26 protein-coding genes and 1 tRNA gene are annotated in these 25,735 nt (G+C 60.9%); 18 read left to right on the forward strand and 9 right to left on the reverse strand.

Annotated elements, in window-relative coordinates; translation table 11 throughout:
* Nucleotides 1-31 precede the first annotated feature (31 nt).
* The 4 genes from serS (at nucleotide 32) to CYG48_RS06050 (ending at nucleotide 4,484) form a co-directional block, all read left to right on the forward strand.
* Nucleotides 32-1,315: a serine--tRNA ligase gene (gene serS / locus CYG48_RS06035; protein WP_118849543.1), complete on the forward strand. Its 1,284-nt coding sequence runs from the start codon at nucleotides 32-34 to the stop codon at nucleotides 1,313-1,315.
* Nucleotides 1,315-2,085 (forward strand): 5'/3'-nucleotidase SurE, encoded by a 771-nt coding sequence (surE, locus tag CYG48_RS06040; protein WP_118849544.1) that lies wholly within the window; start codon nucleotides 1,315-1,317, stop codon nucleotides 2,083-2,085. Before serS ends, surE begins: the two co-directional genes overlap by 1 nt.
* An 8-nt stretch (nucleotides 2,086-2,093) precedes the next feature.
* Entirely contained in the window at nucleotides 2,094-2,735 is a 642-nt protein-coding gene (locus CYG48_RS06045; RefSeq protein WP_445304323.1) for a protein-L-isoaspartate(D-aspartate) O-methyltransferase, read from the forward strand.
* Between the two features lie 150 nt (nucleotides 2,736-2,885).
* Complete coding sequence (locus tag CYG48_RS06050) at nucleotides 2,886-4,484, forward strand: peptidoglycan DD-metalloendopeptidase family protein (protein WP_118849546.1); 1,599 nt, start codon at nucleotides 2,886-2,888, stop codon at nucleotides 4,482-4,484.
* 82 nt (nucleotides 4,485-4,566) lie between these two features.
* Here CYG48_RS06050 and CYG48_RS06055 read toward each other — a convergent pair whose 3' ends face one another.
* Nucleotides 4,567-5,436: an ATP-binding protein gene (locus CYG48_RS06055; RefSeq protein ID WP_118849547.1), complete on the reverse strand. Its 870-nt coding sequence runs from the start codon at nucleotides 5,434-5,436 to the stop codon at nucleotides 4,567-4,569.
* A gap of 183 nt (nucleotides 5,437-5,619) precedes the next feature.
* On the opposite strand from CYG48_RS06055, the gene yajC reads away from it, so the two are divergent.
* The 4 genes from yajC (at nucleotide 5,620) to CYG48_RS06075 (ending at nucleotide 7,846) form a co-directional block, all read left to right on the forward strand.
* Complete coding sequence (gene yajC, locus CYG48_RS06060) at nucleotides 5,620-5,973, forward strand: preprotein translocase subunit YajC (protein ID WP_118849548.1); 354 nt, start codon at nucleotides 5,620-5,622, stop codon at nucleotides 5,971-5,973.
* Between the two features lie 66 nt (nucleotides 5,974-6,039).
* The gene (locus CYG48_RS06065; RefSeq protein ID WP_118849549.1) at nucleotides 6,040-6,426 is read left to right on the forward strand and encodes an Mth938-like domain-containing protein; all 387 of its coding nucleotides are present in this window, start codon (nucleotides 6,040-6,042) and stop codon (nucleotides 6,424-6,426) included.
* On the forward strand, nucleotides 6,426-7,289 hold the full coding sequence (locus CYG48_RS06070) for a phytoene/squalene synthase family protein (protein ID WP_118849550.1): 864 nt from the start codon (nucleotides 6,426-6,428) through the stop codon (nucleotides 7,287-7,289). Before CYG48_RS06065 ends, CYG48_RS06070 begins: the two co-directional genes overlap by 1 nt.
* 71 nt (nucleotides 7,290-7,360) lie before the next feature.
* On the forward strand, nucleotides 7,361-7,846 hold the full coding sequence (locus CYG48_RS06075) for a hypothetical protein (protein WP_340162637.1): 486 nt from the start codon (nucleotides 7,361-7,363) through the stop codon (nucleotides 7,844-7,846).
* Here the strand turns inward: CYG48_RS06075 and trmFO are convergent.
* From trmFO to CYG48_RS06090, 3 genes are all read right to left on the reverse strand, one after another.
* Nucleotides 7,824-9,233, reverse strand: a complete 1,410-nt coding sequence (gene trmFO, locus CYG48_RS06080) for a methylenetetrahydrofolate--tRNA-(uracil(54)-C(5))-methyltransferase (FADH(2)-oxidizing) TrmFO (protein WP_118849551.1) — start codon at nucleotides 9,231-9,233, stop codon at nucleotides 7,824-7,826. The two genes, CYG48_RS06075 and trmFO, sit on opposite strands and share 23 nt — an antisense overlap.
* Before the next feature lie 137 nt (nucleotides 9,234-9,370).
* Entirely contained in the window at nucleotides 9,371-9,514 is a 144-nt protein-coding gene (locus CYG48_RS22885; RefSeq protein WP_118849552.1) for a DUF1127 domain-containing protein, read from the reverse strand.
* Between the two features lie 252 nt (nucleotides 9,515-9,766).
* Nucleotides 9,767-9,913: a DUF1127 domain-containing protein gene (locus tag CYG48_RS06090; protein ID WP_118849553.1), complete on the reverse strand. Its 147-nt coding sequence runs from the start codon at nucleotides 9,911-9,913 to the stop codon at nucleotides 9,767-9,769.
* A 685-nt stretch (nucleotides 9,914-10,598) separates the two neighbouring features.
* Here CYG48_RS06090 and CYG48_RS06095 point away from each other — a divergent pair.
* From CYG48_RS06095 to CYG48_RS06110, 4 genes are all read left to right on the forward strand, one after another.
* Nucleotides 10,599-10,683, forward strand: a tRNA-Leu gene (locus CYG48_RS06095).
* Nucleotides 10,684-10,823: 140 nt separating this feature from the next.
* Nucleotides 10,824-12,314, forward strand: a complete 1,491-nt coding sequence (gene tig / locus CYG48_RS06100) for a trigger factor (protein ID WP_118849554.1) — start codon at nucleotides 10,824-10,826, stop codon at nucleotides 12,312-12,314.
* 83 nt (nucleotides 12,315-12,397) lie between these two features.
* Complete coding sequence (locus CYG48_RS06105; protein WP_118849555.1) at nucleotides 12,398-14,020, forward strand: ABC-F family ATP-binding cassette domain-containing protein; 1,623 nt, start codon at nucleotides 12,398-12,400, stop codon at nucleotides 14,018-14,020.
* A gap of 197 nt (nucleotides 14,021-14,217) precedes the next feature.
* On the forward strand, nucleotides 14,218-15,075 hold the full coding sequence (locus CYG48_RS06110) for a cell wall hydrolase (protein ID WP_118849556.1): 858 nt from the start codon (nucleotides 14,218-14,220) through the stop codon (nucleotides 15,073-15,075).
* 4 nt (nucleotides 15,076-15,079) lie between these two features.
* Here CYG48_RS06110 and CYG48_RS06115 read toward each other — a convergent pair whose 3' ends face one another.
* The 3 genes from CYG48_RS06115 to CYG48_RS06125 form a co-directional block, all read right to left on the reverse strand.
* Nucleotides 15,080-15,709 carry a glutathione S-transferase family protein gene (locus CYG48_RS06115; protein ID WP_118849557.1) on the reverse strand — a complete coding sequence of 210 codons (630 nt, stop codon included), beginning with the start codon at nucleotides 15,707-15,709 and terminating at the stop codon, nucleotides 15,080-15,082.
* Between the two features lie 64 nt (nucleotides 15,710-15,773).
* Nucleotides 15,774-16,217: a GNAT family N-acetyltransferase gene (locus CYG48_RS06120; RefSeq protein WP_118849558.1), complete on the reverse strand. Its 444-nt coding sequence runs from the start codon at nucleotides 16,215-16,217 to the stop codon at nucleotides 15,774-15,776.
* A 67-nt stretch (nucleotides 16,218-16,284) separates the two neighbouring features.
* Nucleotides 16,285-17,499: an NADP-dependent isocitrate dehydrogenase gene (locus CYG48_RS06125; protein WP_118849559.1), complete on the reverse strand. Its 1,215-nt coding sequence runs from the start codon at nucleotides 17,497-17,499 to the stop codon at nucleotides 16,285-16,287.
* A 225-nt stretch (nucleotides 17,500-17,724) separates the two neighbouring features.
* On the opposite strand from CYG48_RS06125, the gene CYG48_RS06130 reads away from it, so the two are divergent.
* From CYG48_RS06130 to rpsD, 6 genes are all read left to right on the forward strand, one after another.
* Complete coding sequence (locus tag CYG48_RS06130; RefSeq protein WP_118851517.1) at nucleotides 17,725-18,255, forward strand: hypothetical protein; 531 nt, start codon at nucleotides 17,725-17,727, stop codon at nucleotides 18,253-18,255.
* A gap of 135 nt (nucleotides 18,256-18,390) precedes the next feature.
* Nucleotides 18,391-19,230: an RNA methyltransferase gene (locus tag CYG48_RS06135; RefSeq protein ID WP_245450542.1), complete on the forward strand. Its 840-nt coding sequence runs from the start codon at nucleotides 18,391-18,393 to the stop codon at nucleotides 19,228-19,230.
* Nucleotides 19,214-20,011, forward strand: coding sequence for a glutamate racemase (gene murI, locus CYG48_RS06140; protein WP_118849560.1), 798 nt, complete (start codon nucleotides 19,214-19,216; stop codon nucleotides 20,009-20,011). Before CYG48_RS06135 ends, murI begins: the two co-directional genes overlap by 17 nt.
* 62 nt (nucleotides 20,012-20,073) lie before the next feature.
* Nucleotides 20,074-20,706, forward strand: a complete 633-nt coding sequence (locus CYG48_RS06145) for a LysE family translocator (RefSeq protein ID WP_118849561.1) — start codon at nucleotides 20,074-20,076, stop codon at nucleotides 20,704-20,706.
* A gap of 115 nt (nucleotides 20,707-20,821) precedes the next feature.
* On the forward strand, nucleotides 20,822-22,339 hold the full coding sequence (locus CYG48_RS06150; RefSeq protein WP_118849562.1) for an ATP-binding protein: 1,518 nt from the start codon (nucleotides 20,822-20,824) through the stop codon (nucleotides 22,337-22,339).
* A 213-nt stretch (nucleotides 22,340-22,552) separates the two neighbouring features.
* Nucleotides 22,553-23,170: a 30S ribosomal protein S4 gene (gene rpsD / locus CYG48_RS06155; protein WP_118849563.1), complete on the forward strand. Its 618-nt coding sequence runs from the start codon at nucleotides 22,553-22,555 to the stop codon at nucleotides 23,168-23,170.
* A gap of 95 nt (nucleotides 23,171-23,265) precedes the next feature.
* Here rpsD and sthA read toward each other — a convergent pair whose 3' ends face one another.
* Together sthA and radC are read right to left on the reverse strand one after the other, a co-directional pair.
* Entirely contained in the window at nucleotides 23,266-24,762 is a 1,497-nt protein-coding gene (gene sthA / locus CYG48_RS06160; protein ID WP_118849564.1) for a Si-specific NAD(P)(+) transhydrogenase, read from the reverse strand.
* Between the two features lie 169 nt (nucleotides 24,763-24,931).
* A complete protein-coding gene (gene radC, locus CYG48_RS06165) occupies nucleotides 24,932-25,735 on the reverse strand; it encodes a RadC family protein (protein ID WP_118849565.1) in 804 nt (267 codons plus the stop codon).

Consider the following 25,735-nt stretch of genomic DNA (forward strand, 5'->3'; position numbering starts at 1 on the left):
CATGCGGTAACTGGCTTAGAGGCAAGAACCGATGCTCGATATCAAGTGGATCCGTGAAAACGAAGGTGCTCTGGACGCCGCGCTCAAGAAGCGTGGTGCAGAGCCAATGGCAGCGAGCCTGATCGCATTGGACGACACGCGCCGCGCGGTCATCCAGAAGCTCCAGGACATGCAGTCGCGCCGCAATGCGGCCTCCAAGGAAATCGGCATTGCGCTCAGCCAGCGGAACTCGGAACTTGCCGAGAAGCTGAAGGCGGAAGTTGCGACGATCAAGGAAACGATGCCTGCCGCAGAGCAGGAGGAGCGCGACGCCGTCGCAGCGCTGGAAGACGCTCTCTCACGGATCCCGAACATCCCGTTCGATGATGTGCCGGTTGGCAAGGACGAGCACGACAACGTCGTGACCCGCGTCGTGGGCGAGAAGCCGACGTGGACCCATGCTGCCAAGGAACACTACGAGATCGGTGAAGCGCTCGGCTATATGGATTTCGAGCGGGCGACAAAGCTTTCCGGTTCGCGCTTCACGGTGCTGACCGGCCAGCTTGCCCGGTTGGAGCGGGCGCTTGGCCAGTTCATGATCGATATGCACACCACCGAGCACGGCTACACGGAAGTGTCGTCGCCGCTGATGGTGAAGGGCACGGCCATGTACGGCACGGGCCAGCTTCCGAAGTTCGAGGAAGACCTCTTCAAGACCACGGACGGTCGTTACCTTATCCCGACCGCCGAAGTGACGCTCACCAATCTGGTCGCCGAAGACGTGCTGGAGCAGGAAAAGCTGCCGCTTCGCTTCACGGCGCTGACGCCGTCGTTCCGCTCCGAGGCAGGTTCGGCCGGCCGCGACACGCGCGGCATGCTGCGCCAGCACCAGTTCTGGAAATGCGAGCTCGTTTCGATCACCGACGCTGAATCCTCGGTTGCCGAGCATGAGCGCATGACGGAGTGCGCCGAGAACGTGTTGAAGCGCCTCGGCCTGCATTTCCGCACCATGACGCTTTGCACCGGCGACATGGGCTTTGGTGCCCGCAAGACCTATGACATCGAGGTCTGGCTGCCGGGGCAGGATACCTATCGCGAGATCTCGTCCTGCTCGGTCTGCGGTGACTTCCAGGGTCGTCGCATGAACGCGCGTTACCGCGTAAAGGACGACAAGAACCTCAAGTTCGTCCACACGCTGAATGGCTCGGGTGTCGCCGTCGGCCGCTGCCTCATCGCAGTCATGGAGAACTACCTCAACGAAGATGGTTCGATCACTGTCCCGGACGCTCTCCTGCCTTATATGGGTGGTCTGACGAAGATGGAACGGGCTGCTTGATGCGGATATTGCTGACCAATGATGACGGCATCCACGCCGAAGGGCTGGCGGTGCTCGAGCGAATTGCTCGAAAACTGTCGGACGATGTGTGGATCGTAGCGCCGGAAACGGACCAGAGCGGGCTTGCCCATTCGCTGACCCTTTCGGAGCCGCTGCGGCTCCGAAAGGTCGGTGACAAGCATTTCGCGCTGCGCGGTACGCCGACGGATTGCGTCATCATGGGTGTCCGCGAAGTCCTGCCGGAAAAGCCGGATCTTGTGCTCTCGGGTGTGAACGACGGCGCCAACATGGCCGATGACGTGACCTATTCCGGCACGATCGCCGGGGCGATTGAAGGAACGCTGCAGGGTGTTCGCTCCATTGCGCTGAGCCAGGCGGTGCGTCGCGAGAACGGCCGTTTCGTGCCGTGGGACGTCGTGGAATCCTACGCGCCGAACCTGATCCGCAAGCTGCTGAATGTTGATCTGCCGGACGAGACCTTCCTCAACGTCAACTTCCCCAATTGCGAACCATCCGAGGTTCAGGGCGTCGAGGTCACGACGCAGGGCAAGCTGGACTTCGGCCTGACGATCGATGCACGGGAAGACGGTCGCGGCAAGCCCTACTACTGGCTGCGCTTTGGCGAGCGGAACGGCCGCTTCCGGGCCGGCACGGACATCCAGACGCTGAAGGACAACAAGATCTCGGTAACACCGCTGAAGCTGGACCTGACCGATTATTCGGTTCAGGATCGCGTTGCCGAGGCACTGGGATTCGGAGCAGCCGATTGAAATCGGGCATGATCGAGAAAGAAGGCTTTGCAGCACTCGTGCTGCGTCTTCGCTCGGAAGGAATTTCGGATCTTGATTTGCTGACGGCCGTCGAACAGACGCCGCGCTCTGCCTTCGTGCCTGCGCCCTTTGCCGAAGACGCCTATACGAGCCGCACAATCCCGATCGATTGTGGTTCGTTCATGGAAGGTGCCGACCTGACCCTGCGGCTCCTGCATCGGCTGCAGGTGAAGCCGGGACAGCGGGTGTTGGAAATTGGCACGGGAAGCGGCTTTACCGCCGCAGTGATCGCGCGACTGGCAGAACGTGTGTTGACAATCGACCGCTACCGCACGCTGGCGACAGCGGCTCAGCAACGCATGGATGCATTAGGGCTTTCCAATGTGGTCGTACGCCACGCCGACGGCAGCAACGGCATGCCGGGCGAGGGGACGTTCGACCGCATCTTCGTGACCGCCGCTTTCCCATCCATGCCGCGCTTTTATGCAGAGCAGCTCACGCATGGCGGCTCGATGGTGGCGCCGTTGATGATCAGCGACGATGCCTGCATGATGGTGCGGTTGACGAAGACAGGCAGCCGTTTCGAGCGGGAAGACCTGTTTCCGGTCCCCTACCTGCCGATCATGCCAAACGTGGCAGCCGCTCTTTGACAGCTGAGCCATGGGCGGGCTTGAGGCCCGCCTCATCATGGTTATCAATTTCCCAAAAAACTTTCGAGACATGTCGGGCTTTAACCCGGCAGTAAGACTAACGCGCTTTAATGACTCACACACGATGGTTGCGTATCTGTAGGTCGAGTCATGCGTCATATGAGTTCTCCGAAGTCCGGAAAGTCCCTTACCAAGGTCGCGGCTGCGATGCTTCTCGCCAGTGCGGCAACCGGCTGCAGCTCGGATGCGACGCGCTTCTCGGGCCTGTTTTCCAAAACCGATAACATAACGACGGCGTCGATCCCGCAGCGGCAGGGTGCTGGTGCTTATGGTCGGGCTCCGATGCCGAGCGCCGACATCGGCTCCAACCAAGCTTCATTGCCTGCTGTGCCAAGCTACGACTACGGTTCGCGCAACCCTGCCACGTCTCAGGCCTATCCGGCCGCTTCGGGTGGTTATACCTCGCCGGCTCGCGTTGCTTCGGCGCCGGTCGCCGTACAGCGCACCGAACTCGCGCCGCCGAACGCCGGCCGCGATCCGTCCACGCGCCAGGAAGCCATGGCCCAGCCATTCCCGGCTCGCCAGGCTGCAAGCGCTCCTGCGCCGACGGCATCGCCAGCGTCGCGTGGTGACAACCTCACCACCGGCACGGTGAAGCCGCTCGGTTCGCCCCAGAGCGCTGCCAAGGCTCAGCCGATGTCCGGCTGGTCGACCGTCAACGCGCCACGCGTTACGCTGAAGGCCGGTGAGACGGTTTCCACCATGGCAAAGCGCTATGGCGTGCCGGAGAAGGAAATCCTGAAGGCCAACGGCGGCAAGGTTTCGCCTGGCCAGTCGATCATCATCCCAACCTTCGGCACCGCACAGAACCCCGCTAAGAATGCTGCCGGCGATATCGATCTCGCCAACCGCGTTCCGGCACCGAGCCGCGAGCCGGAGCAGAAGGTTGCCGTTCTGCCGAGCCGCGACAAGACAGTCGGCGAAGGCGCAAAGATCACGCCGGCTTCGGGCGGCAAGTCGCTCGGTGGCACCTATACGGTCAAGCCAGGCGACTCGCTTGCCAAGATTGCCCGCGAAACCGGCACCTCGGTGGATCAGCTGAAGGCGGCAAACGGCCTGACCTCGGGTGTTGTCCGTGTAGGCCAGAAGCTGAAGGTGGCGAACGGCGTGGCCGACCCGGTCACCACGGCATCGGTTCCGCAGCCAGCCGTTGAAAAGCCTGCCGCCGCAAAGCCTGCTGCTCCCGCAGCCGTGGCATCTGCACCAGCCGCTCAGGTGACGCCGGTTTCCGTCAAGTCGACGCCTGAAACCGCATCGGTCTCCGAGGTCGAGAAGAAGTCAGATGTTGCGTCCGTTGCGCCGCAGTCTACCGGCATCGGCAAGTATCGCTGGCCGGTCAACGGCGCCGTCATTGCAAGCTACGGCCAGAACGTCGAAGGCACCCGCAACGACGGCATCAACATCTCCGTTCCGGAAGGTACGCCGATCAAGGCTGCCGAGAACGGCGTCGTCATCTACGCCGGCAACGGCCTGAAGCAGCTCGGCAACACCGTTCTTGTCCGTCACGACGACGGCAAGGTCACGGTTTACGGCCACGCGGGCAGCATCAACGTCACGCGCGGCCAGAAGGTGACCCGCGGCCAGACGCTCGCCTCCTCCGGCATGAGCGGTGACGCCAAGCGTCCGCAGGTGCATTTCGAGGTGCGCAAGGACGCCACACCGGTCAACCCGATTACCTACCTTGAATAATGTAGTGCGTTTCAAGGGGACGGCAGAAAGGTCTGGCAGCGATGCCGGACCTTTTTGCTTTTCACACGGACGTTGAACGAAGTTACTTCTTCAGCGGCTTGCGCAGGCGCCCGGCGAGATCCTGGATATATTGCCAGGCGACGCGACCGGACCGGCCGCCGCGGGTCGTGGCCCATTCAAGCGCTTCAGCGTGCAGGGTTTCCTGGTCGAGCCCAAGGTCGAAGTGCTGGGCGTAGCCCTCGATCATCGTCAGGTAATCTTGCTGGCTGCACTTGTGGAAGCCGAGCCACAGGCCAAACCGGTCCGAAAGCGAGACTTTTTCCTCGACTGCTTCCGAAGGATTGATGGCCGTCGACTGTTCATTTTCCATCATGTGCCGGGGCAGGAGGTGGCGCCGGTTTGACGTTGCGTAGAACAGCACGTTGTCCGGCCGGCCCTCGATGCCGCCGTCGAGCGCGGCCTTGAGCGACTTGTAGGCGGTATCGTCGTGGTCGAAGGAAAGGTCGTCGCAGAACAAGATGACGCGCTGGTCCGAGGCCTTGAGCAGATCGAGAAGGGCAGGCAGCGTTGCGATATCCTCCCGATGAACTTCGACAAGCTTCAGCGGCACGTTGGTCGACGCGCGTACGTCCTCGTGCACAGCCTTGACCAGCGAGGACTTGCCCATGCCGCGCGCGCCCCAGAGAAGCACGTTGTTGGCCGGGAAGCCTTCTGCGAACCGCAGCGTGTTTTCGTGAAGGATGTCGCGCACGTGGTCGACACCGCGGATCAGGGACAGCGCCACGCGGTTGGGCCGAGGGACGGGCTGGAGGCGCTGGTTGTGCGGCACCCAGACGAAGCAGTCGGCCGCACCCCAGTCGTTGACGGCTGGCGGCGGTCCGGCGAGCCGTTCCACGGCGTCAGCAAGCCTGCGGATCTCCTGGAGGATCAGCGTGTTCGTCTCGTCGCTCATGATGCTCTTCCCTTGTCCTGCTACCCGATAGCGGATTTGGCTGCGGTAACATGCTCATTTGTGCATCAAAAGCCGCGGAGCCGTGGATTTGGTACTGTTTGTGTTGCATTCCGGGCGGTCGGAATTATAGTCCGGCGGCTTGAAACGGGGGCTCGGCGTCTCCGGTAATCTTAGGAGTTCTCGATGTTCATTACCGAAGCATTTGCCCAGGCCCCGGGTGCAGCACCTTCTGCATTTGGCTCCGGCCTCGAAATGCTTTTCCTTTTCGCGCCGCTGATGGTGGTCTGGTATTTCTTCCTGATCCGGCCGCAGCGCGCCCAGCAGAAGAAGCGCGCTGAAACGCTTGCCAACATCCGTCGTGGCGACCAGGTTGTTCTGGGCGGCGGCATTACGGGCAAGGTTTCGAAGGTCGTGGATGACAACGAACTGGAAGTCGAAATCGCCGACGGCGTTAAAATCCGCGCCATGCGTGCCTATATCGCGGAAGTTCGGGTCAAGGGCGAGCCGGTCAAGGCCGACACGGCTGCCAAGGCCTGATACCGTCTGAAGCTACATGATCGAGCCGCAGCACCGCGGCTCGATTCGAAATCAAGGACTGCGCTGATGGCCAGAGGCATTGAAATGCGTGACGCCCATTTTCCCGGGCAGGCCCCCATCGATGCTTACGGCAATGGCGGCTTTCGGTTTGCCGACATGTCGCACCGCGGTTCGCTTCTGTGTCTCCCGTCCGGAATTCATGGCTGGGAGCTTCAGGAAGGCGAGGCGCTCACCATCGAGGCTTTCGCCAAGGTGCTGGCCGAGGCAGACGGGATCGAAGTCCTGCTGGTCGGTACCGGCGAAAACATGCGGCCGATTCCCGCGGATCTGAAGGCGGCGCTCAAGGAGCGCGGCATCTCGTCCGACCCGATGAGCACCGGCGCGGCCGTGCGCACGTTCAATATCATGCTCGCCGAATCCCGCGCCGTTGCTGCCGCGCTGATCGCCGTGTGATGGCAAGCACCACAAATCCTCCGGCACCGTCACAGGATATTTGCCTCTCGATGCTGCGGGAGCTCGATCGCGACCGCTATCTCGCCTGCCTCCTGTCGCCTGCCGACAGGCGGCCGCACCTGGCGGCGCTTTATGCCTTCAACGCAGAGATTGCTCGCGTCCGTGGCGTGGTGCGCGAACCGCTGCCGGGGGAAATCCGCCTTCAGTGGTGGCGCGACCTGCTGGAAGGCAATGCCCAAGGGGAAAGCACCGGCAATCCCGTTGCGGCAGGACTGCTAACGGCGGTCGAGACATTCAACCTGCCGCGCCAGACTCTGGTCAACATGATCGAAGCGCGGATCATGGATCTTTACGATGATCCATTGCCGGACCGGAATTCGTTCGAAGGTTACGCTGGCGAGACTGCCTCGGCGCTGATCCAGCTTGCGAGCCTGATCCTGTCTCCCGAAGACGCCGCCAAGTCTGCTGAAGCCGCAGGCCATGCCGGGGTGGCACAGGCAGTCGCTGGCGCACTGCTTCTGATGCCCATCCACCGCAGCCGTCACCAGGTTTACCTGCCGCTCGACATCCTGTCGGCGACCGGGCTCGACCGCGACAGCTTCCTGAAGGCCGACGATCGTGCAAGGGTTTCCGCTGCGGTTGAAGCTTTCGCCGGGCTTGGCCAGGAGCACCTGGTGAAGGCCTGCAAGGCCGCGCCTGTGCCGCCTTCAGTCTTCCCGGCCTACCTTCCGGTTTCCCTGGTGGAATCGGTGCTGAAGCGCGCAAGTCGACTGGGTGCCGCTGTCTATGAACAGCCGCTGCAAGCACCACAATGGCGCCGGCAGCTTGTGCTTCTGAAGGCGTCCATCACCCGTCGCTTCTAAAGCGACGCCACATTCGCGCAAGGCTCAAGGCGTAAGACATCAATCGCGAACCTAGATTCGGGAGAAGCGGTTTGAGCCCCATCGTCGTCTGGTCGATCATCGTCGTGCTTGTCATGGCGGTTGTGTACTACGTTCGCCGCCTTTCCTCCGGGCGTGACGAGGACGGCAGCCGCTACGATCCCGGCCTCGCGATCCTGGAATTTGGCCGTGCCTTTCCCAACGAAGCCATTCGCAGCCTGCATGTCACTGCCGATGGTGGCGCCATTTTCGTGCGCCTGCACGGCAACAAGGCCGGCTTCATGAAGAGCCACCGCAACCACTTCGCGTGCCACTTGATCCATCCGGGCCGCGTACAGGTCCAGCCGCTGACGTCGGCGAAGGGATTCACCGTCGAGTTCCTCGACTCGCCAACACAAAGCGGTACCTACGTTTTCGATACGGAAAAGGAAGCAGCCGAAGTCTCGCTCTGGCTGCTCGACAATTACGTGGCGATCGCTGAACGCGACGAGGAAGAAGGCGCCCCGGCGGTAGGCCTCAGTTCCGACCCAGCCAGCTAGCGCAGTCCTTCAAGGCGCGCGCCGAGAGCAACTGCCGCTTCATGATCGTCTTGTCCTTGCCGCGGAAGCGCTTGACGCCTTCCGGCTTGACGATCGCCCCGGGTTCGAGGTCCGGGAAAAGCCCGAAATTGACGTTCATCGGCTGGAACGACCGCTTGCCCGGCTCATCGTCTGATACGAGGTGCCCGCCGGTGATGTGACCAAGGAGCGAGCCAAGCGCGGTAGTCGCCGGCGGCGCCGATAGAGCTTCGCCCCTGCGTTCGGCAGCAGCAAAGCGACCGGCCAACAGGCCGATTGCCGCACTTTCCACATAACCTTCGCAGCCGGTGATCTGGCCGGCGAAACGAAGGCCAGGACGGCTCTTCAGGGTGAGTGTCTTGTCGAGCAGGATCGGCGAGTGGATGTAGGTGTTGCGATGCAGGCCGCCGAGACGCGCAAACTCCGCGTTCTGCAGGCCGGGGATCATCCGGAAGATCTCGGCCTGTGCGCTATACTTCAGCTTCGTCTGGAAGCCGACCATGTTGTAGAGCGTGCCGAGCGCGTTGTCCTGGCGCAGTTGAACGACGGCATATGGCTTGACGGTCGGGTTATGCGCATTCGTCAGGCCCATCGGCTTCATCGGACCGTGGCGCAGGGTTTCGCGTCCGCGCTCGGCCATGACTTCGATCGGCAGGCAGCCGTCGAAATAGGGGGTGCCTTCCCATTCCTTGAAGCCGACGGTGTCTCCTGCGATCAGCGCGTCGATGAAGGCATTGTACTGCTCTTCGTCGAGCGGGCAGTTGATATAGTCCTTGCCCGTGCCGCCCGGGCCAACCTTGTCATAGCGTGACTGGTACCAGCAGATGTCCATGTCGATGGAATCGCGGTGCACGATCGGCGCGATGGCGTCGAAGAAGGCGAGGTGGTCCTCGCCTGTTTCGGCCTGGATGGCGGCCGCCAGCGACGGCGAGGTGAGGGGGCCGGTCGCAATGACGGCGAGGTCCCATTCGCGTGGTGGCAGGCCGTGTACTTCTTCACGAACAACCGTGATCAGCGGGTGGTTCTGGATCGCTGCGGTCACGGCATCGGAAAAACCGTCGCGATCGACCGCAAGTGCACCACCGGCAGGCACCTGGTTGCGGTCGGCCGACGCCATGATCAGCGAACCTGCCAGGCGCATCTCGGCATGGATCACGCCAACGGCATTGGCGGTTGCATCGTCGGAGCGGAAGGAGTTGGAGCAGACGAGTTCTGCAAGCCCATCGGTCTTGTGCGCATCCGTGCCGCGCACGCCGCGCATTTCATGAAGAATGACCGGAACGCCGGCTGATGCGATCTGCCAAGCGGCTTCGGAACCGGCCAGTCCACCGCCGATGACATGAATGGGGGAATAGGTATTGGTGCTCATGGGCGCGTCATTATCATGGCCGCCTTGCGACGCAAACGCCTAAGGCATGGGAACACGAGTTTCCCGAATCAAAAAGGCACCGCGAGGGTGCCTTCGACATGCAGGTATTGTTGGCGCCGCAGTTATGCGGCAGCCGCTTAGCGATAGGAACGGGCAGCAATGCTACGGATGTCGTAGCGGGTCAGGCCGATGTCGTTGAGCGCCTGGTTGGACAGGTTGCCCAGTTCGTTCATCGTGCGGCGGTAGCTGATCCAGTTCTTTGCAATGCGGAGCGGGTTCATGGTCGTTTCCTCAAGATCTTTGTCCTGATGCTCTCATCGTCATCAGCGATGAGCTTGATATAGTGCGTCCATGATGGATATTGCAGTGCGAAAAATGTGCGACTGCTATGCATTTATGCAGGATGATGATGATAAAGAAGGCGGAGGCTGAAAAACGAGCATTCGTCGGGTGCTAGCTAACCCAGCGTGCAGAAACGAAAAGCGCCCCGATTGGAGCGCTTTTGGGGTAGTTCGGTATGTGCCGGAAGTGGCTTAGAAGCCAACAGCCGAACGTGCAACGCGACGGATGTCAGCGCGGCCGATGCCGAGGTCCGAAAGCTCACGATCGCTCATGCGGCCGAGTTCGTTGATGGTTTCGCGGTACTTGCGCCAGTCGTTGATTTTCTTGGCAAAGTTCATGGTCTTGATCCTTTTCGAAGCCCTTGTTCAGCAGCGTTTGCGCCGAACTCGATTTGATGAGCGGGATATATGTTGCAGCGCGAAGAAGTAAAAGCGAGCATTCGGTATGCCACCTATGCGCGTCACGCATTGCGACGACATTGATGCGCGCAAACTGCGCAGGAATTGAGCGGGATGGTTCGGTGGGACCAGAAACAACAACGCCCACCGGGGGAGGAGGTCCGGCGGGCGTCGTTATGTTGACCGACGATTTGGGAGAGGAGGCTCGTCGGTCTTGTCGACAGGCGCTGGGAGGAGGGTGCGCATGTCGAATTCGGTTGTGCAGTTATGGTGAGCTTTCCACCATGAACCGTCAGCGCCCCGCTTCGTTCCCGGCCCGACCTGCAGAATGTGCAATCAACCGAACGGGCCGGAGGTTGCAACACCCTTGGGCAAGTTATGCAGCGAAGGGGCAACTGCATATTGTTAGGTCAGGATCATATACATTAGATTTTAATTGAATGTTAACGGCGCCGGGCGCGGTGCGGTCAGCGACGCGGCATGATGCCGATTTTCTGTTCGGATGATCCCGAAAATCACTGGCCTTAAGAAAGCTTCATTTTCCCTTTGCGTGCGCCAAAACGGGTGTTATAGAGACGCGCGCTCCGGAAGGCCTCGTCGCGAGGATTTTCGACGCTGTCGGGGCGCGGGTATGGTGAAATTGGTAGACACGCCAGATTTAGGTTCTGGTGCCGCAAGGCGTGGGAGTTCAAGTCTCTCTACCCGCACCAGAACTGTCGAGCGCGGTCGGAGCCGCTTTCGGCTTAGACATGCGCTCCGCGAAGCCGCGGCTGGTCTCTTTGAAGTTCCGGCGTTGTGCTCTTGAAACACTGGCTGTCGAGCACCGCCGCCACGATATGAAGGTTTGAAAATGCAGGTTACCGAAACGCTCGCTGAAGGGCTGAAGCGCGAAATTAAGGTCGTTATCCCCAAGCAGGAGATGGAGCAGGAGCTCAACGTTCGCCTCGCCGACGCGAAGGATAAGGTCCGCATCAATGGTTTCCGTCCGGGCAAGGTTCCGGTTGCACATCTGAAGAAGATGTACGGCAAGTCGATCATGGCCGACCTCGTCAACGAGATCGTCCGTGACCGTCCGGGCAAGATCCTGGCAGAGCGCGGCGAAAAGTCTGCGACGCAGCCGGCCATTTCGATGACCGAGGACGAGGCAGAAGCCGACAAGATCCTCAATGCACAGGCTGACTTCGAATTCACCCTGTCCTACGAAGTAATTCCGCCGATCGAGCTGCAGTCCACCGACGGCATCTCGGTTGTTCGCGAAGTCGTCGAAGTTTCCGACGAGGAAGTCAACGAGCAGATCGAAAAGATCGCCGAAAGCGCCCGCACCTTCGAAACGAAGGATGGCAAGGCTGAAAATGGCGACCGCGTCACCATGAACTACCTCGGCAAGGTTGACGGCGAAGCCTTTGATGGCGGCGCTGCTGAAGATGCCGAACTTGTTCTCGGCTCCGGCCGCTTTATCCCGGGCTTCGAAGACCAGCTGGTCGGCGTCAAGGCTGGCGACGAAAAGCAGATCACTGTCACGTTCCCGGCTGAATATCCGGCTGCGAACCTGGCCGGCAAGGAAGCCACCTTCGACATCACCGTCAAGGAAGTGGCTGCTCCGTCTGCTCTCGAAATCAACGATGAACTGGCTTCCAAGCTTGGTATCGAATCGGTTGATCGCCTGAAGGAAATCGTTCGCGGCCAGATCGAAAGCCAGTACGGCAACCTGACCCGCCAGAAGGTGAAGCGTCAGATCCTCGACCAGCTCGACGGCATGTACCAGTTCGAAACCCCGCAGAGCCTCGTCGACGCGGAATTTGAAAACATCTGGCGCCAGATCAACACCGATCTGCAGCAGTCGGGCAAGACCTTCGAAGATGAAGACACGACGGAAGAAGAAGCCCGTGCGGAATACCGCAAGCTGGCTGAGCGTCGCGTTCGTCTCGGCCTCGTTCTCTCCGAAATCGGCGAAAAGGCCGGCGTCGAAGTGACCGAAGAAGAAATGCAGCGCGCACTTTACGCACAGCTGCAGCAGTTCCCGGGTCAGCAGAAGGAAATTCTCGACTTCTTCCGCAACACGCCTGGCGCTTCCGCTTCGCTGCGCGCACCGATCTTCGAAGAGAAGGTTGTCGACAAGCTGCTCTCCGAGATCAAGGTCACCGACAAGACCGTGAGCAAGGAAGAGCTGATGGCTGACGACGAGGAAGGCGCCGAAGCCGCCGCCGAAAAGCCTGCCAAGAAGAAGGCTGCGCCGAAGAAGGCCAAGGGCGAAGCTTCTGCAGAAGCTGCTGAAGGCGAAGAGGCTGCTCCGAAGAAGAAGGCAACGAAGAAGAAGGCTGCCGAAGAAAGCGCCGAATAAGCTTCACGCCCTATGAATAATGAAGCCGGGTCGACAACGATCCGGCTTTTTTTGTTGTCCGTCCCATTTGTGAACCTGCCGCCATGATCCGCATCGAAAACATCAGCAAGTCGAACAGCCATCGCATCCTTTTCATCGAAGCTTCGGCGGCGCTGAACCGCGGCGAAAAGATAGGGCTGGTTGGCCCGAATGGTGCCGGCAAGACGACGCTGTTTCGGATGATCACCGGTCAGGACCTGCCTGACGAAGGCCAGGTTTCTGTCGATAAGGGCGTCACCATCGGATACTTCAACCAGGATGTCGGTGAGATGTCCGGTCGCAGCGCGGTGGCTGAGGTCATGGATGGCGCAGGCCCCGTCAGTGTCGTTGCAGCCGAACTGCGCGAGTTGGAGGCGGCCATGGTCGACCCCGACCGCATGGACGAGATGGACCAGATCATCGAGCGTTACGGCGAGGTGCAGGCGCGTTACGAGGAACTTGACGGCTACGGGCTTGAGGGCCGGGCGCGCGAGGTCCTGGATGGCCTGAGCTTCACGCAGGAGATGATGGATGGCGATGTCGGCAAGCTGTCCGGCGGCTGGAAAATGCGCGTGGCGCTCGCCCGTATTCTCCTGATGCGTCCGGACGTCATGCTGCTCGACGAGCCGAGCAACCACCTGGATATCGAGAGCCTGATCTGGCTGGAGCAGTTCCTGCGCGGATATGACGGCGCGCTTCTGATGACCTCGCACGACCGCGAGTTCATGAACCGCATCGTCACCAAGATCATCGAGATCGATGCAGGGTCACTCAATACCTATTCCGGCGACTATGGTTTTTACGAGCAGCAGCGCGCGCTGAACGAAAAGCAGCAGCAGGCACAATTCGAGCGCCAGCAGGCCATGCTGGCGAAGGAGATCAAGTTCATCGAGCGATTTAAGGCGCGTGCTTCTCACGCTTCCCAGGTGCAGAGCCGGGTGAAGAAGCTCGACAAGATCGAGCGCGTCGAGCCGCCGAAGCGTCGCCAGACGGTTGCCTTTGAGTTCCAGCCGGCGCCTCGCTCCGGCGAGGACGTGGTGAGCCTCAAGGGCGTCGCCAAGAAATACGGAAGCCGCACGATCTATGACGGTCTCGACTTCATGATCAAGCGCCGCGAGCGCTGGTGCATCATGGGCATCAATGGGGCGGGTAAATCGACGCTGCTGAAGCTCGTCGCCGGCGCAACCGAGCCCGACGACGGAAGCGTGTCGATCGGTGCCAGCGTCAAGATGGGATATTTCGCGCAGCACGCCATGGACCTGCTGGATGGCGACCTGACGGTCTTTGAATGGCTCGAGCAGGAGTTCCCGCGGGCCGGGCAGGGATCCTTGCGCGCGCTTGCCGGCTGCTTCGGCTTTTCGGGCGACGATATCAAGAAGAAGTGCCGGGTGCTTTCGGGTGGCGAGAAGGCCCGGCTCGTCATGGCGGCCATGCTGTTTGATCCGCCGAACCTTCTCGTGCTCGACGAGCCGACGAACCATCTCGACCTCGACACGAAGGAAATGCTGATCAAGGCGCTTTCCGATTACGAAGGCACGATGCTGTTCGTCAGCCACGACCGCCACTTCCTGGCAGAGCTTTCGAACCGCGTGCTCGAACTGACGCCGGACGGCATACACCGCTACGACGGTGGCTATACCGAATATGTGGAGCGGACGGGTTACGAAGCGCCCGGTCTGCAAGCCTGACGCAAGCCTCGACCACTAGCTCAGGCGCTGCAGCGGGTCGTTAACCTTTTGTTAACCGTGTGGGAGTAGCTAGGCACCTTGTGCCCAGCGGCGCGACCCGACGTTTTTTGATGACGTCGATTTGATCGGAATCGAATTTCACGTTATCGATACTGCGATCGGTTTGATCACTAACTTCTACACGGGGGAGGGTAGCGATGGCGACCAAGGCGAAACATCTTCTGCGGCCGGCTCTTTGCCTGGCGGGAGCAGTGCTTCTTTCAGCCTGCACATCCGCGCAGACGACGTCTTCCATCTCCCCGAACGCGACGGTGAAGCAGACGCCGATTCCGAAGAAGAAGCAAGTTTACCACTACACCCCCGCCGACCGTGACTGCATGAAGCGCGCCATGTATTTCGAATCTGAGCGCTCCAGCCGCGATGGACTGTTGGCCGTTGGCACAGTCATCATGAACCGCCTTACGTCGGACGCCTATCCCTCCACCATCTGCGGCATTGTTGGCCAGGAAAAGCAGTTCGCACCGGGCGTGCTGACGCGCGAGGTGAAGGCGGCAGCGCATCCCGAGCTCGACGAAGCGGTGGACGCCATCATCCGCGGCGAGCGCAATCCGGATGTGAAAGACGCGATGTTCTTCCACACCGCAGGCCTCAAGTTCCCCTACCGCAACATGCATTACGTGACGGTGGCGGGCGGCAACGCCTTCTATGAGAAGCGCGGCAAGGATGGTGAGCTCCAGACACCGCCGCCGAAGCCGGCAGATGAGTACGTCCTCGCCCTGGTTCAGGAAGCAAAAGATCCGCTGGAATCGATTGGGCGCAAGGAGTTTGACGTTGCTTCCATCCCGGTCAGCGACTCGGTGCTGACGGCGGAGGTGCCTGTGCCGGTTCAGAAGCCGGCGTCCACGATTACGCTCTACACGGAAGCGGCGCCGGCCAAGGCTGATCCGACGGCACAGCTGATCCTGGCGAACGCCAAGGCGGGCGACTGGGAGCCGCGCTTCGATACCAGCACCGAAGCGAAACGCCCGGGTGCCGGCATCAAGCAGACGCCCTGATCAGTCAGGCCTGATTTTCGAGTTCGGCCGCAGCGGCATTGTCTAACTCGTTGGCGCGGATATAGGCGTCGCGCAGCGCCAGCCGGCCGAAATACTGCTCGAAGGCCGGTCGCTTCTCGATCGTGCCGAACTGAAGACCATAACCGATCTGGGAGCCGACATAGACATCAGCAGCGCTGAAGGTGTCGCCGGCGATATAGGAGTTGGTGCGCACCGCGGCTTCCAGCGTGTCCATGACATCCGAAAACGTGCCGTAGCCTACCATGCGCTCGCGCTCCTTGGGCACTTCGAACCCGAGCACGCGGTTGCTGACGGCAGCCTCCAGCGGACCTGCGGCATAGAACATCCAGCGATAGTAATTGCCGCGGTGGGCGGGCGGAGGGGCGAGCCCCTTGCGTGGGAAGGCATCGGCCAGATAGGCGCAGATGGCCGCACTCTCGGTCACGGTCGTCTTGCCATGGACGATCGCCGGAACCTTGCCCATCGGGTTGACCTGTCGATAGGCTTCTCCCTTCATGCTGGTGCCGAACTGCAGGATCTCGACGCGGTATGGCACGCCGATCTCTTCCAGCATCCATCGGGCGATCCGGCCGCGGGACAATGGGTTGGTGTAGAGAATCAGTTCATCGGACATCTCAAAACTCCCGTGCTGGCAGCAAGCCTCTGTTGGTCTGATAGTATGTGGTCTGGATCTGCGTCTAAAGAGGCTTGCGGTATTGAATAAAACCGGAGCGGTCGGCGACGCGATCGTAAAGGCGCCGTGCGGTCACGTTGCTCTCGTGCGTCAACCAATAGAGGCGACCGGCATTGTGCTGGCGTGCAAGGTTGGCGGCCGCGTCGATCAGCGCTTCGCCGGTGCCCTTGCCGCGCTGGCTTTCGTCAACGAAGAGGTCCTGCAGGTAACACGTAACGTCCGGCAGCCACGTGGAGCGGTGAAAGACGAGGTGAACGAGCCCGACCATCACGCCGTTCTCGAACGCCACGTGCCCGTGCATCGGCTCCGCGGGGTCTAGCAACCGCCGCCAGGTAATGTCGTATTGTTCGGTCGGGAGCGTGGTTTCGTAGAACCGGAGATATTTCCTCCAGAGGTCCTCCCATTCCGCACGATCGGATGCGGCAAGCGGACGGATCAAAACAGCCATGCAACCTCCCAAAGAAAAACGGCGGAGATTTCTCCCCGCCGTTCCACTTTAAGCAGATTCGGTTGCCTTAGGCAGCCATTGCGGCCTTCAGGTTTTCGTCGATCTTGTCGAGGAAGGCCGTCGTGGAAAGCCACGGCTGATCCGGACCGATGAGGAGCGCAAGGTCCTTCGTCATGTAACCGGATTCGACGGTGTCGACGCAAACCTTCTCGAGCGTCGACGCAAAGCGGGCAAGCTCAGCATTGTCGTCGAGCTTTGCGCGATGTGCGAGGCCGCGGGTCCAGGCGAAGATCGACGCGATCGAGTTCGTGGAGGTTTCCTGGCCCTTCTGGTGCTGGCGGTAGTGACGCGTAACCGTGCCGTGAGCGGCTTCGGCTTCAACCGTCTTGCCATCGGGGGTCAGCAGAACCGAGGTCATCAGGCCGAGCGAGCCGAAGCCCTGCGCAACGGTGTCGGACTGAACGTCGCCATCGTAGTTCTTGCAGGCCCAGACGTAGCCGCCGGACCACTTCAGGGCGGCTGCAACCATGTCGTCGATCAGGCGGTGCTCATAGGTGATGCCGGCTTCGTCGAACTTAGCCTTGAATTCGGTCTGGTAGACTTCTTCGAAGATGTCCTTGAAGCGGCCGTCATAGGCCTTGAGGATGGTGTTCTTGGTCGACAGGTAGACCGGCCACTTGCGCATGAGGCCATACATCATCGAGGCGCGGGCGAATTCGCGGATCGAGTCGTCCAGGTTGTACATCGCCATGGTGACGCCAGCGCCAGGAGCGTTGAAGACGTCCTTTTCGATGACGGTGCCGTCTTCACCAACGAACTTGATGGTGAGCTTGCCCTTGCCCGGGAACTTAAAGTCGGTGGCGCGGTACTGGTCACCGAAGGCGTGACGGCCGACAACGATCGGCTGCGTCCAGCCCGGGACGAGGCGCGGAACGTTCTTGCAGATGATCGGCTCGCGGAAGATCACGCCGCCGAGGATGTTGCGGATCGTGCCGTTCGGGCTCTTCCACATTTCCTTCAGGCCGAATTCCTTCACGCGGGCTTCGTCCGGCGTGATGGTTGCGCACTTGATGCCAACGCCGTGCTTCTTGATGGCATGGGCGGCGTCGATGGTGACCTGGTCGTTGGTCGCATCGCGGTTCTCGACAGACAGGTCGTAATATTCAATATCCAGATCGAGGTAGGGAAGGATCAGCTTGTCCTTGATGAGCTGCCAGATGATGCGGGTCATCTCATCGCCGTCGAGGTCGACGACGGGATTGGCTACCTTGATCTTTTGCATTGGTTTCCTCTTACAGTCTGTCGCGGGACGTTGATCCCGTCGTGGTGGACATGGTGGGTGCGCTATAGCATCGCGGGCACGGAACGCAAAGGCATTCGCAGCCCAAAAATCCTGCCGCGGCGCGGGTTATTTCCGCCTTATGCCTGCGCCTGACGATTGCCCTTGCCAAACCACAAACCGGGGCTAATGTCCGCGCAATCGCTCTCGAACCACCGGATCTCGATCATGCGGATTTTGCCGCTCGCCCTCGCGCTTTCTCTCGTCTCGACGATGTCGCTGGCCGCCGACGCCACCGATCCGGTCAAGGAGGTGATGAAGGTCACCGAAGACAACTGGAATTCCAATGAAAGCGACTGGAAGTTCATCTTCGACAAGGAGCCGCTGGCGCGCCTTTTCAGCAAGCGCTTCCAGGCCGCCTATGCGGAGGCATCCAAGCATCCGGCTTATGACACGGAGAACAACGAGCCGGGTGATCCTTTCGGCTATGATGTCATCACCAGTTCGCAGGATGGCTGCCCGCTGAAGGACATTGCCATCAACCCAGCGCCAGCCGCCAATGGCATGACGGATGTGACGGTGACCTTCAAGATGTGGACGTGCATCGATGAGGCGGAAGTAAAGGACAGCACCAGCGAGGTTCATTTCGACGTTATCGAGGAAGATGGCCGGCCGGTGATTGATGACATTCACCGGGTTGTCGAAGACGAGCGCGATTCCGTCATCGAGGAAATGGAGTCCATCGCCAAGGGCGAATGACCCTCTCTACCGCTTGCGCAGGGTAGGCGGCAGATGGGCTGGCGGCCTGCGATGCCGCTTGTCGTGTCTGCCAAGGGTTGTGCGCTGCCGGGGCTAGGGCTATTGCGGTCGCACAATTTGCAGAAGTGGACGATCATGTCAGGCACCAACAGCGAGCGCGAACTTATTGCCGAAGGCCCGGCCATTATTCTGGTCGAACCCCAGCTTGGCGAGAATATCGGCATGGTGGCGCGCGCCATGGCCAATTTTGGCCTCGCGGAACTGCGGCTCGTGAACCCGCGTGATGGCTGGCCAAGCGAAAAGGCGCGGTCGGCGGCCTCCAAGGCTGACCACGTCATCGATGGCACCAAGGTTTACGAGACGCTGGAAGAGGCAATCAAGGACCTCAATTTCGTGTATGCGACGACGGCCCGCGAACGCTACGGCTTCAAGCCGGTGCGATCGCCGGTGACGGCGGCCGAGACGCTGCGGCAGAAATTCCGTGCGGGTGAAAAGACAGGCATCCTCTTTGGCCGCGAGCGCTGGGGCCTGACGAACGAAGAAGTTGCGCTGGCCGACGAGATCGTGACGTTTCCGGTCAATCCGGCCTTCGCCTCGCTCAACATCGCCCAAGCCGTGCTCCTCATGTCCTATGAGTGGATGAAGTCGGGCCTTGAGGATCTTGCCGAGACAGCCTTTCTCCCGATCGAGCAGCGGCCTTCGACGAAGGAGCAGGTGCTTGGCCTGTTCGAGCATCTGGAAGAGGCGCTCGACGCCCGCAACTACTTCCACCCGCCGTCCAAGAAACCGCGCATGGTCGACAACCTGCGCGCCGTCATCTCAAGGCGCGGTTTTACCGAGCAGGAAATCAGCGTCTTTCGCGGCGTGATCAATTCGCTGGACCGCTTTCCGCGTCGCTGGCCGAAGCAGGAAAAGCCGGGGGACCAGGAACCGAAGCCGGCAGAAACGAGCAAGGCAGATGACGCCGAAGCCTGAGCTGAAACCCGTCCTGATGTTCGACTCCGGCATCGGGGGGCTGACGGTTCTGCGCGAAGCGCGCGTGCTGATGCCCGAGCGGGGCTTCATCTATGTCGCCGATGATGCGGGGTTTCCTTATGGCGGCTGGGAGGAGCCGGCGCTGCGCAGCCGCATCCTGACGCTGTTTGAAAAGCTGCTTGCGGAGTACGATCCGGAAGTCTGCGTCATCGCCTGCAACACGGCGTTTACGCTGGCAGGCGCGGATCTGCGGGAAGCCTTTCCCACCATGACCTTTGTCGGCACAGTGCCGGCAATCAAGCCCGCGGCTGAACGCAGCCGCTCCGGCCTCGTTTCCGTGCTGGCAACCCCGGGCACCGTGAAGCGCGCCTATACCCGCGACCTCATCCAGTCGTTTGCGAGCCAGTGCCATGTGCGCCTCGTCGGCTCTGAAAACCTCGCCCGAATGGCGGAAGCTTATATCCGGGGCGAGACGGTGTCGGATGAGGCGGTCATGGCGGAAATCTCGCCGTGCTTCATTGAGAACAACGGCCGCAAGACCGACATCGTCGTGCTCGCCTGCACCCACTATCCCTTCATGGCGAATGTCTTTCGTAGGCTGGCGCCTTGGCCCGTGGATTGGCTGGACCCGGCGGAAGCGATCGCGCGACAGGCACGACGCAAGGTGCCGGCGGTCGAGGGGGCTGAGCACCCGGATAACTATGACTTTGCCGTCTTCACCTCGGGCCAGCCGGACTTCTCGACGCGCCGCCTGATGCAGGGGTTTGGCCTGCGCACATGATCTGATGTTGGCGCGCCGTCACGAGGCTGGCTTGATGATGAAGACTCGCTGGAGAGAAATCGATGTCACTTGAACATTGGCTGGCTTTTGTCGCGGCGTCTGCGGTTCTGCTTGCCATTCCGGGCCCGACGATCCTGCTCGTCATCTCCTATGCCCTGACCCACGGCCGCAAGGTCGCTTCGGCAACCGTTGCCGGTACGGCGCTTGGCGATTTCACCGCCATGACGGCGTCCATGTTGGGGCTTGGCGCGTTGCTGGCGACATCCGCGATGCTCTTCACCATCCTGAAGTGGCTTGGGGCCGCATACCTCATCTATCTCGGCATCAAGCTTTGGCGCGCGCCGGTCTCCGAGCAAAATGCAGAAGCCGTGGAAACCGCCGAGGCAAGGCCGCTCCGCATCTTTCTCCATGCCTATGCTGTGACTGCCTTGAACCCGAAAAGCATCGTCTTCTTCGTGGCCTTCCTTCCGCAGTTCCTAGACCTCACGAAACCGCTCTTCATGCAGATGTTGATTTTCGAGGCGACTTTCCTGACGCTCGCCACGCTGAACGCCACCTTGTACGATCTGCTGGCCGCCATGGCGCGCAACCACATCCGCAAACCGAAGGTACAGCGCATCGTCAACCGCACAGGCGGCTCGCTGATGATCGGGGCGGGGCTTCTGTCGATCGGCTTCAAGCGCGCCACAGCCTGACACGAAAGACTGTGCATTTTCGGGTTCAGGCAGCGAAACGAATCCATTTCTCTGTTATGAAGCCGCTCCCGCGGTGACTTGGTCACCGCCCATGGACAAGACGCGAGGACATTCATTGCAAGTCGGCATCGATATGGGAATTGTGTCCGGCGGAGACCCGGCCAAGCTCGATATCGAAGAGCTTCTGGCGACCCGCCTGTTGGTGCAGGGCAATTCCGGATCCGGTAAATCCCACCTGCTGCGGCGTCTGTTGGAGCAGTCGGCGCCGTGGGTGCAGCAGGTGGTGATCGATCCCGAAGGGGATTTCGTCACGCTCGCCGACAAGTTCGGACATCTCGTGGTCGATGGCGAGCGCACCGAGTCGGAGCTCGCAGGGATCGCCAACCGCATTCGCCAGCATCGCGTCTCCTGCGTATTGACGCTGGAAGGTCTTGATCTCGAGGAACAGATGCGCGCTGCCGGCGCCTTCCTCAACGGTCTCTTCGATGCCGATCGTGACTTCTGGTATCCGGTGCTTGTCGTGGTGGATGAGGCGCAGATGTTTGCGCCCTCCGTTGGCGGCGATGTCTCGGAAGATGCCCGCAAGATGTCGCTCGGCGCGATGACCAACCTCATGTGCCGTGGACGTAAGCGCGGGCTTGCGGGCGTTATCGCCACGCAGCGCCTGGCGAAGCTTGCCAAGAATGTCGCGGCAGAGGCGTCAAACTTCCTGATGGGGCGTACCTTCCTTGATATCGACATGGCGCGTGCTGCGGACCTGCTCGGGATGGATCGGCGCCAGGCGGAAATGTTCCGTGACCTGAAGCGGGGCAACTTCGTAGCCCTCGGTCCAGCCTTGTCGCGGCGCCCGTTGCCGATCGTGATTGGCCCGGTAGAGACGTCCGCGCGCTCATCAAGCCCCAAGCTCATGCCGTTGCCCGACGCACCGCAGGACGTCGAAGATTTGATCTTCACGCCGGATCCGGAAGAATTCACGCGGCCTGTGATGGTGCGTCGGCATGCGCCGGCGCCACGCCCGACAACGGATATCCTTGCTGAACTGACGCGGTCGGCGCCAGCGGCAACGCCAGCACCGCAGGAACCGCGCGTCGCGCAGCCGGAACTAACCGCCGAGGAGCGTGAGGAACGGCTTAGCGCTGTCCTCTCCGAAATCCTCGATGACCCTCAGTCGGGTTACCGGACAGACTCGGTGCTTTACCAGGATTTCCTGGTTCGGGCGCGCATGCGTCGCTTGCTGGGGCCTCCGCTCTCGCTGTCCGAGTTCCGGCGGCGGGCGGCAGTCGCACGCTCAGGCGTCGATCCGGAAACCGCGGCAGGGGAGGCCTGGGCGACAGCCTTGTTACTTTCCGCCAACGTCTCCGACGACCTGCAGGGCGTGTTCCTGATGATGGCGAAGGCCGCGATCTGCGGCGAGGTCTGTCCGTCCGATGCGAAGATTGCGCGTGCCTATGGCACCCATTCGGCCCGCCGGGCTCGCCGGCTGCTCGGCTACTTCGAAGAGCAGGGGTTGATCGTCGTCCACACCGATTTTGCCGGCAAACGCATCGTTGCGTTTCCGGACCTGCAGGCCGAAACGGCGCCCGGCAGTGCGGACGCGCCAGACGATGGTGAGCAGCGCATTGCCGCCGAATGAGAGCCGCTGTTGACAATTGCCGGACATCGGCCTAAAGACCCGCCCAACGCCGGGTGGAAACGCCCGGTGTTTTATTTGACATGTCCCGTGGTCTTCTCCGATCGCTTTCGTGAGAGGCCTGTCAGAGTTCTTCTTGAAGATCTCAGAGGAGGGCGTGTTTCCTCCGTCCAGCCTGTGTGAACATGCTGGTCTAACTGTTGAGAAGGAAATGCGATGAGCAAGCGCGAATCGTCCAAGTACAAAATTGATCGCCGCATGGGCGAAAACATCTGGGGCCGTCCGAAGTCCCCGGTAAACCGTCGCGAATACGGCCCGGGCCAGCACGGCCAGCGCCGCAAGGGCAAGCTTTCGGACTTCGGCGTGCAGCTGCGCGCCAAGCAGAAGCTGAAGGGCTACTACGGCGACGTTCGTGAAAAGCAGTTCCGTGCGATCTACGACGAAGCCAACCGCCGCAAGGGCGACACTTCGGAAAACCTGATCGGCCTGCTCGAATCCCGCCTGGACGCCATCGTCTATCGCGCGAAGTTCGTTCCGACCGTTTGGGCTGCTCGTCAGTTCGTCAACCACGGTCACGTCACCGTCAACGGCGTCAAGGTCAACATCGGTTCCTACCGTTGCAAGCCGGGCGACGTTATCGAAGTTCGCCAGAAGTCGAAGCAGCTCGTTTCGGTTCTCGAAGCTGTTCAGCTCGCTGAGCGCGACGTTCCGGACTACATCGATGCCGACCACAACAAGATGACCGCAACCTACGTTCGCGTTCCGAGCCTTTCGGACGTTCCGTATGCCGTCGTCATGGAACCGCATCTCGTCGTCGAATTCTATTCGCGCTGATATCGATCCTTCTGGATCTCAAAAAAGAAGCCGCCTTTCGAGGCGGCTTTTTTATTGCATGTCGTTCTGGCTTCGCCTGTTTGGCTGGAGCCGCCTCACTTGGAGGCGGCAAGCTTTGCCTTCGCCGGTGCCGGCTTGTCTGGCAGAGGTGTTGCCGTCGAATCGGTGGACTGTGCCGTCGCGACCGGCGCTTCCTTCGGGCCGACGCCCATGCGGTTCCACGCATCAAGGCCGGCGATCTTGTAGGCTTCGGCAAGCGTTGGGTAGTTGAAGGTATTTTCGACGAAATACTCAACCGTGCCTTTGAGGTTCAGCACCGCCTGACCGATATGGACAAGCTCGGTCGCGCCTTCGCCGACGATATGGACGCCGAGAAGGCGGCGGGTCTTCAGCGAAAAGATCAGCTTCAGCATGCCGGTGTCGAGGCCCATGATATGGCCACGCGACGTTTCGCGGAACCTCGCGATCCCGCACTCATACGGGATGCCGCGCTCCTTCATCTCTTCTTCGGTGAGGCCGCAGGTGGAGATTTCCGGGACGGCGTAGATGCCGTAGGGGAAATATTTCTGCGGCTCCATGGCGATCTCGCCAACCGCAACGCGCGCGGCGATGCGGCCTTGCTCCATGGAGGTGGAGGCAAGGCTCGGGAAGCCCACGACGTCGCCTGCCGCGAAGATGCCCTTCACCGAGGTCTCGAACGTTTCCGGGTTCACCTTCAGGCGTCCGCGGCTGTCTGCTTCCAGGCCTGCGGCCGGCAGGTTGAGCGACTCGGTGGCGCCCATGCGACCGGCGGCAAACAGCACCATGTCGGTAACGATGGTGCGGCCGGAATCGACCTTCACGGAAACCTTGCCATCGGGCAGGCGCTCCACCTTCTCCGCTCGCTGCCCGAGAAGCAGCTTCATGTTCCGGTCGCGCAGCTGGTAGGTGAAGTCTTCGATGATTTCCTTGTCGATGAAGTCCAGCATCGTCGTCTTTGGATCGATGACCGTGACGGCAATATCGAGCGCGGAGAAGATCGTTGCATATTCGATGCCGATGACGCCCGCGCCGATGACGACCATGGAACGCGGCAGCTCTTCGATGTCCAGCAACTCATCGCTGTCGATCACCGACTTGCCATCGAATGGGATGTAGTCCGGGCGAAACGGCTTGGTGCCGACGGCGAGCAGGATCGAGGTGCCGGCGACGTGCATCGTCTCGCCATCGTCCTTCAAAATCTCCAGCGTATCCGGTGTGACGAAGCTCGCGGTGCCGCGGATGTGCTGTACGCGATTGCGGGCGAACTGGTGTTCGAGCACCTCGACCTCGTGGTCCAGCGTGATCAGCAGCCGGCGGCGCAGGTCATCGGCGCTGATCTCCTGCTTGACGCGGTAGGCGCGACCGTAAAATCCGCGTTCGCGCCAGCCGGTGAGGTTCAAGGCCGTCTCGCGAAGGGTCTTGGACGGGATCGTTCCGGTATGGACCGAAACACCGCCGACCCGTTTTCCCTGTTCGATCACCACAACCTTTTTGCCAAGTTTTGCGGCCTGAATGGCTGCGCGCCGACCAGCAGGGCCGCTGCCGACGACGATGAGGTCGTAATGGTTCATGAAAATGCTCCGCTCACTTCTCGCTGCCAGCGAGGTTGTCGGTTCTTGTCTAGCAATCTTTCCTAAAGGTTTGATTGCCGACGATGCACTGCAATAACAAAGACGTAGACACAGTGTTTCAAGTCTGGGCGACACACGGCCGAGGGTGGTGCCTTATCTATGCGCGCAACTAGAAAAGCCGCAGGCCCTTGAGGCTGACATGGCCGTCCTTGCCGATAATGATATGATCGTGGACGGTGATGCCAAGCGGTTTTGCCGTGTCGACGATGGTTTTCGTCATGTCGATATCCGCGCGCGAGGGCGTCGGATCACCACTTGGATGATTATGGACGAGGATGATGGCGGTTGCAGAAAGTTCGAGCGCGCGCCTTACCACCTCGCGCGGGTAGACTGGCGTGTGGTCCACTGTACCTTGTCCCTGCACCTCGTCGGCAATCAGAACATTGCGTTTGTCGAGAAACAGGATGCGGAACTGCTCGCGCGTCTCGTAGGCCATGACAGCCTGGCAGTAGTCGATGACGGATGACCAGGAACTGAGGACCTGCTTGTTGCGGACGCCGCTTTTCAGCATCCGCTGCGCCACCGTGGCCACCAGTTTGAGGTCAACGGCAACACCTTCGCCAACGCCCTTCACCTCCTGCAGCAGGGAGATCGGTGCTCCAAACACGCCGGCGAGCGTACCGAAGCGGTCGAGCAGGGCTTTCGCCAAGGGCTTTGTGTCACGCTGCGGGATCGAGCGGAAAAGATAAAGCTCGAGGATCTCATAGTCGGCGAGCGCCGCGTCACCGTGCTCGCGGTACTTGGCGCGCACGCGGTCGCGATGACCGTGATAGTGAACGGCTGTGTCGGGCTTGACGGCAGCAGGCGCTTTCTTGCTGCCCTTCGGCTTGATCACCTGCTCGGCGAAAAAGCCTCGCTCATCCTCCAACAGGGAGGTTTGTACGTCCGGCGGCGGGGCTGGACGTCTTGCCAT

It is taken from the genome of Neorhizobium sp. SOG26 (genome assembly GCF_003491345.1).
GTDB lineage: Bacteria > Pseudomonadota > Alphaproteobacteria > Rhizobiales > Rhizobiaceae > Neorhizobium > Neorhizobium turbinariae.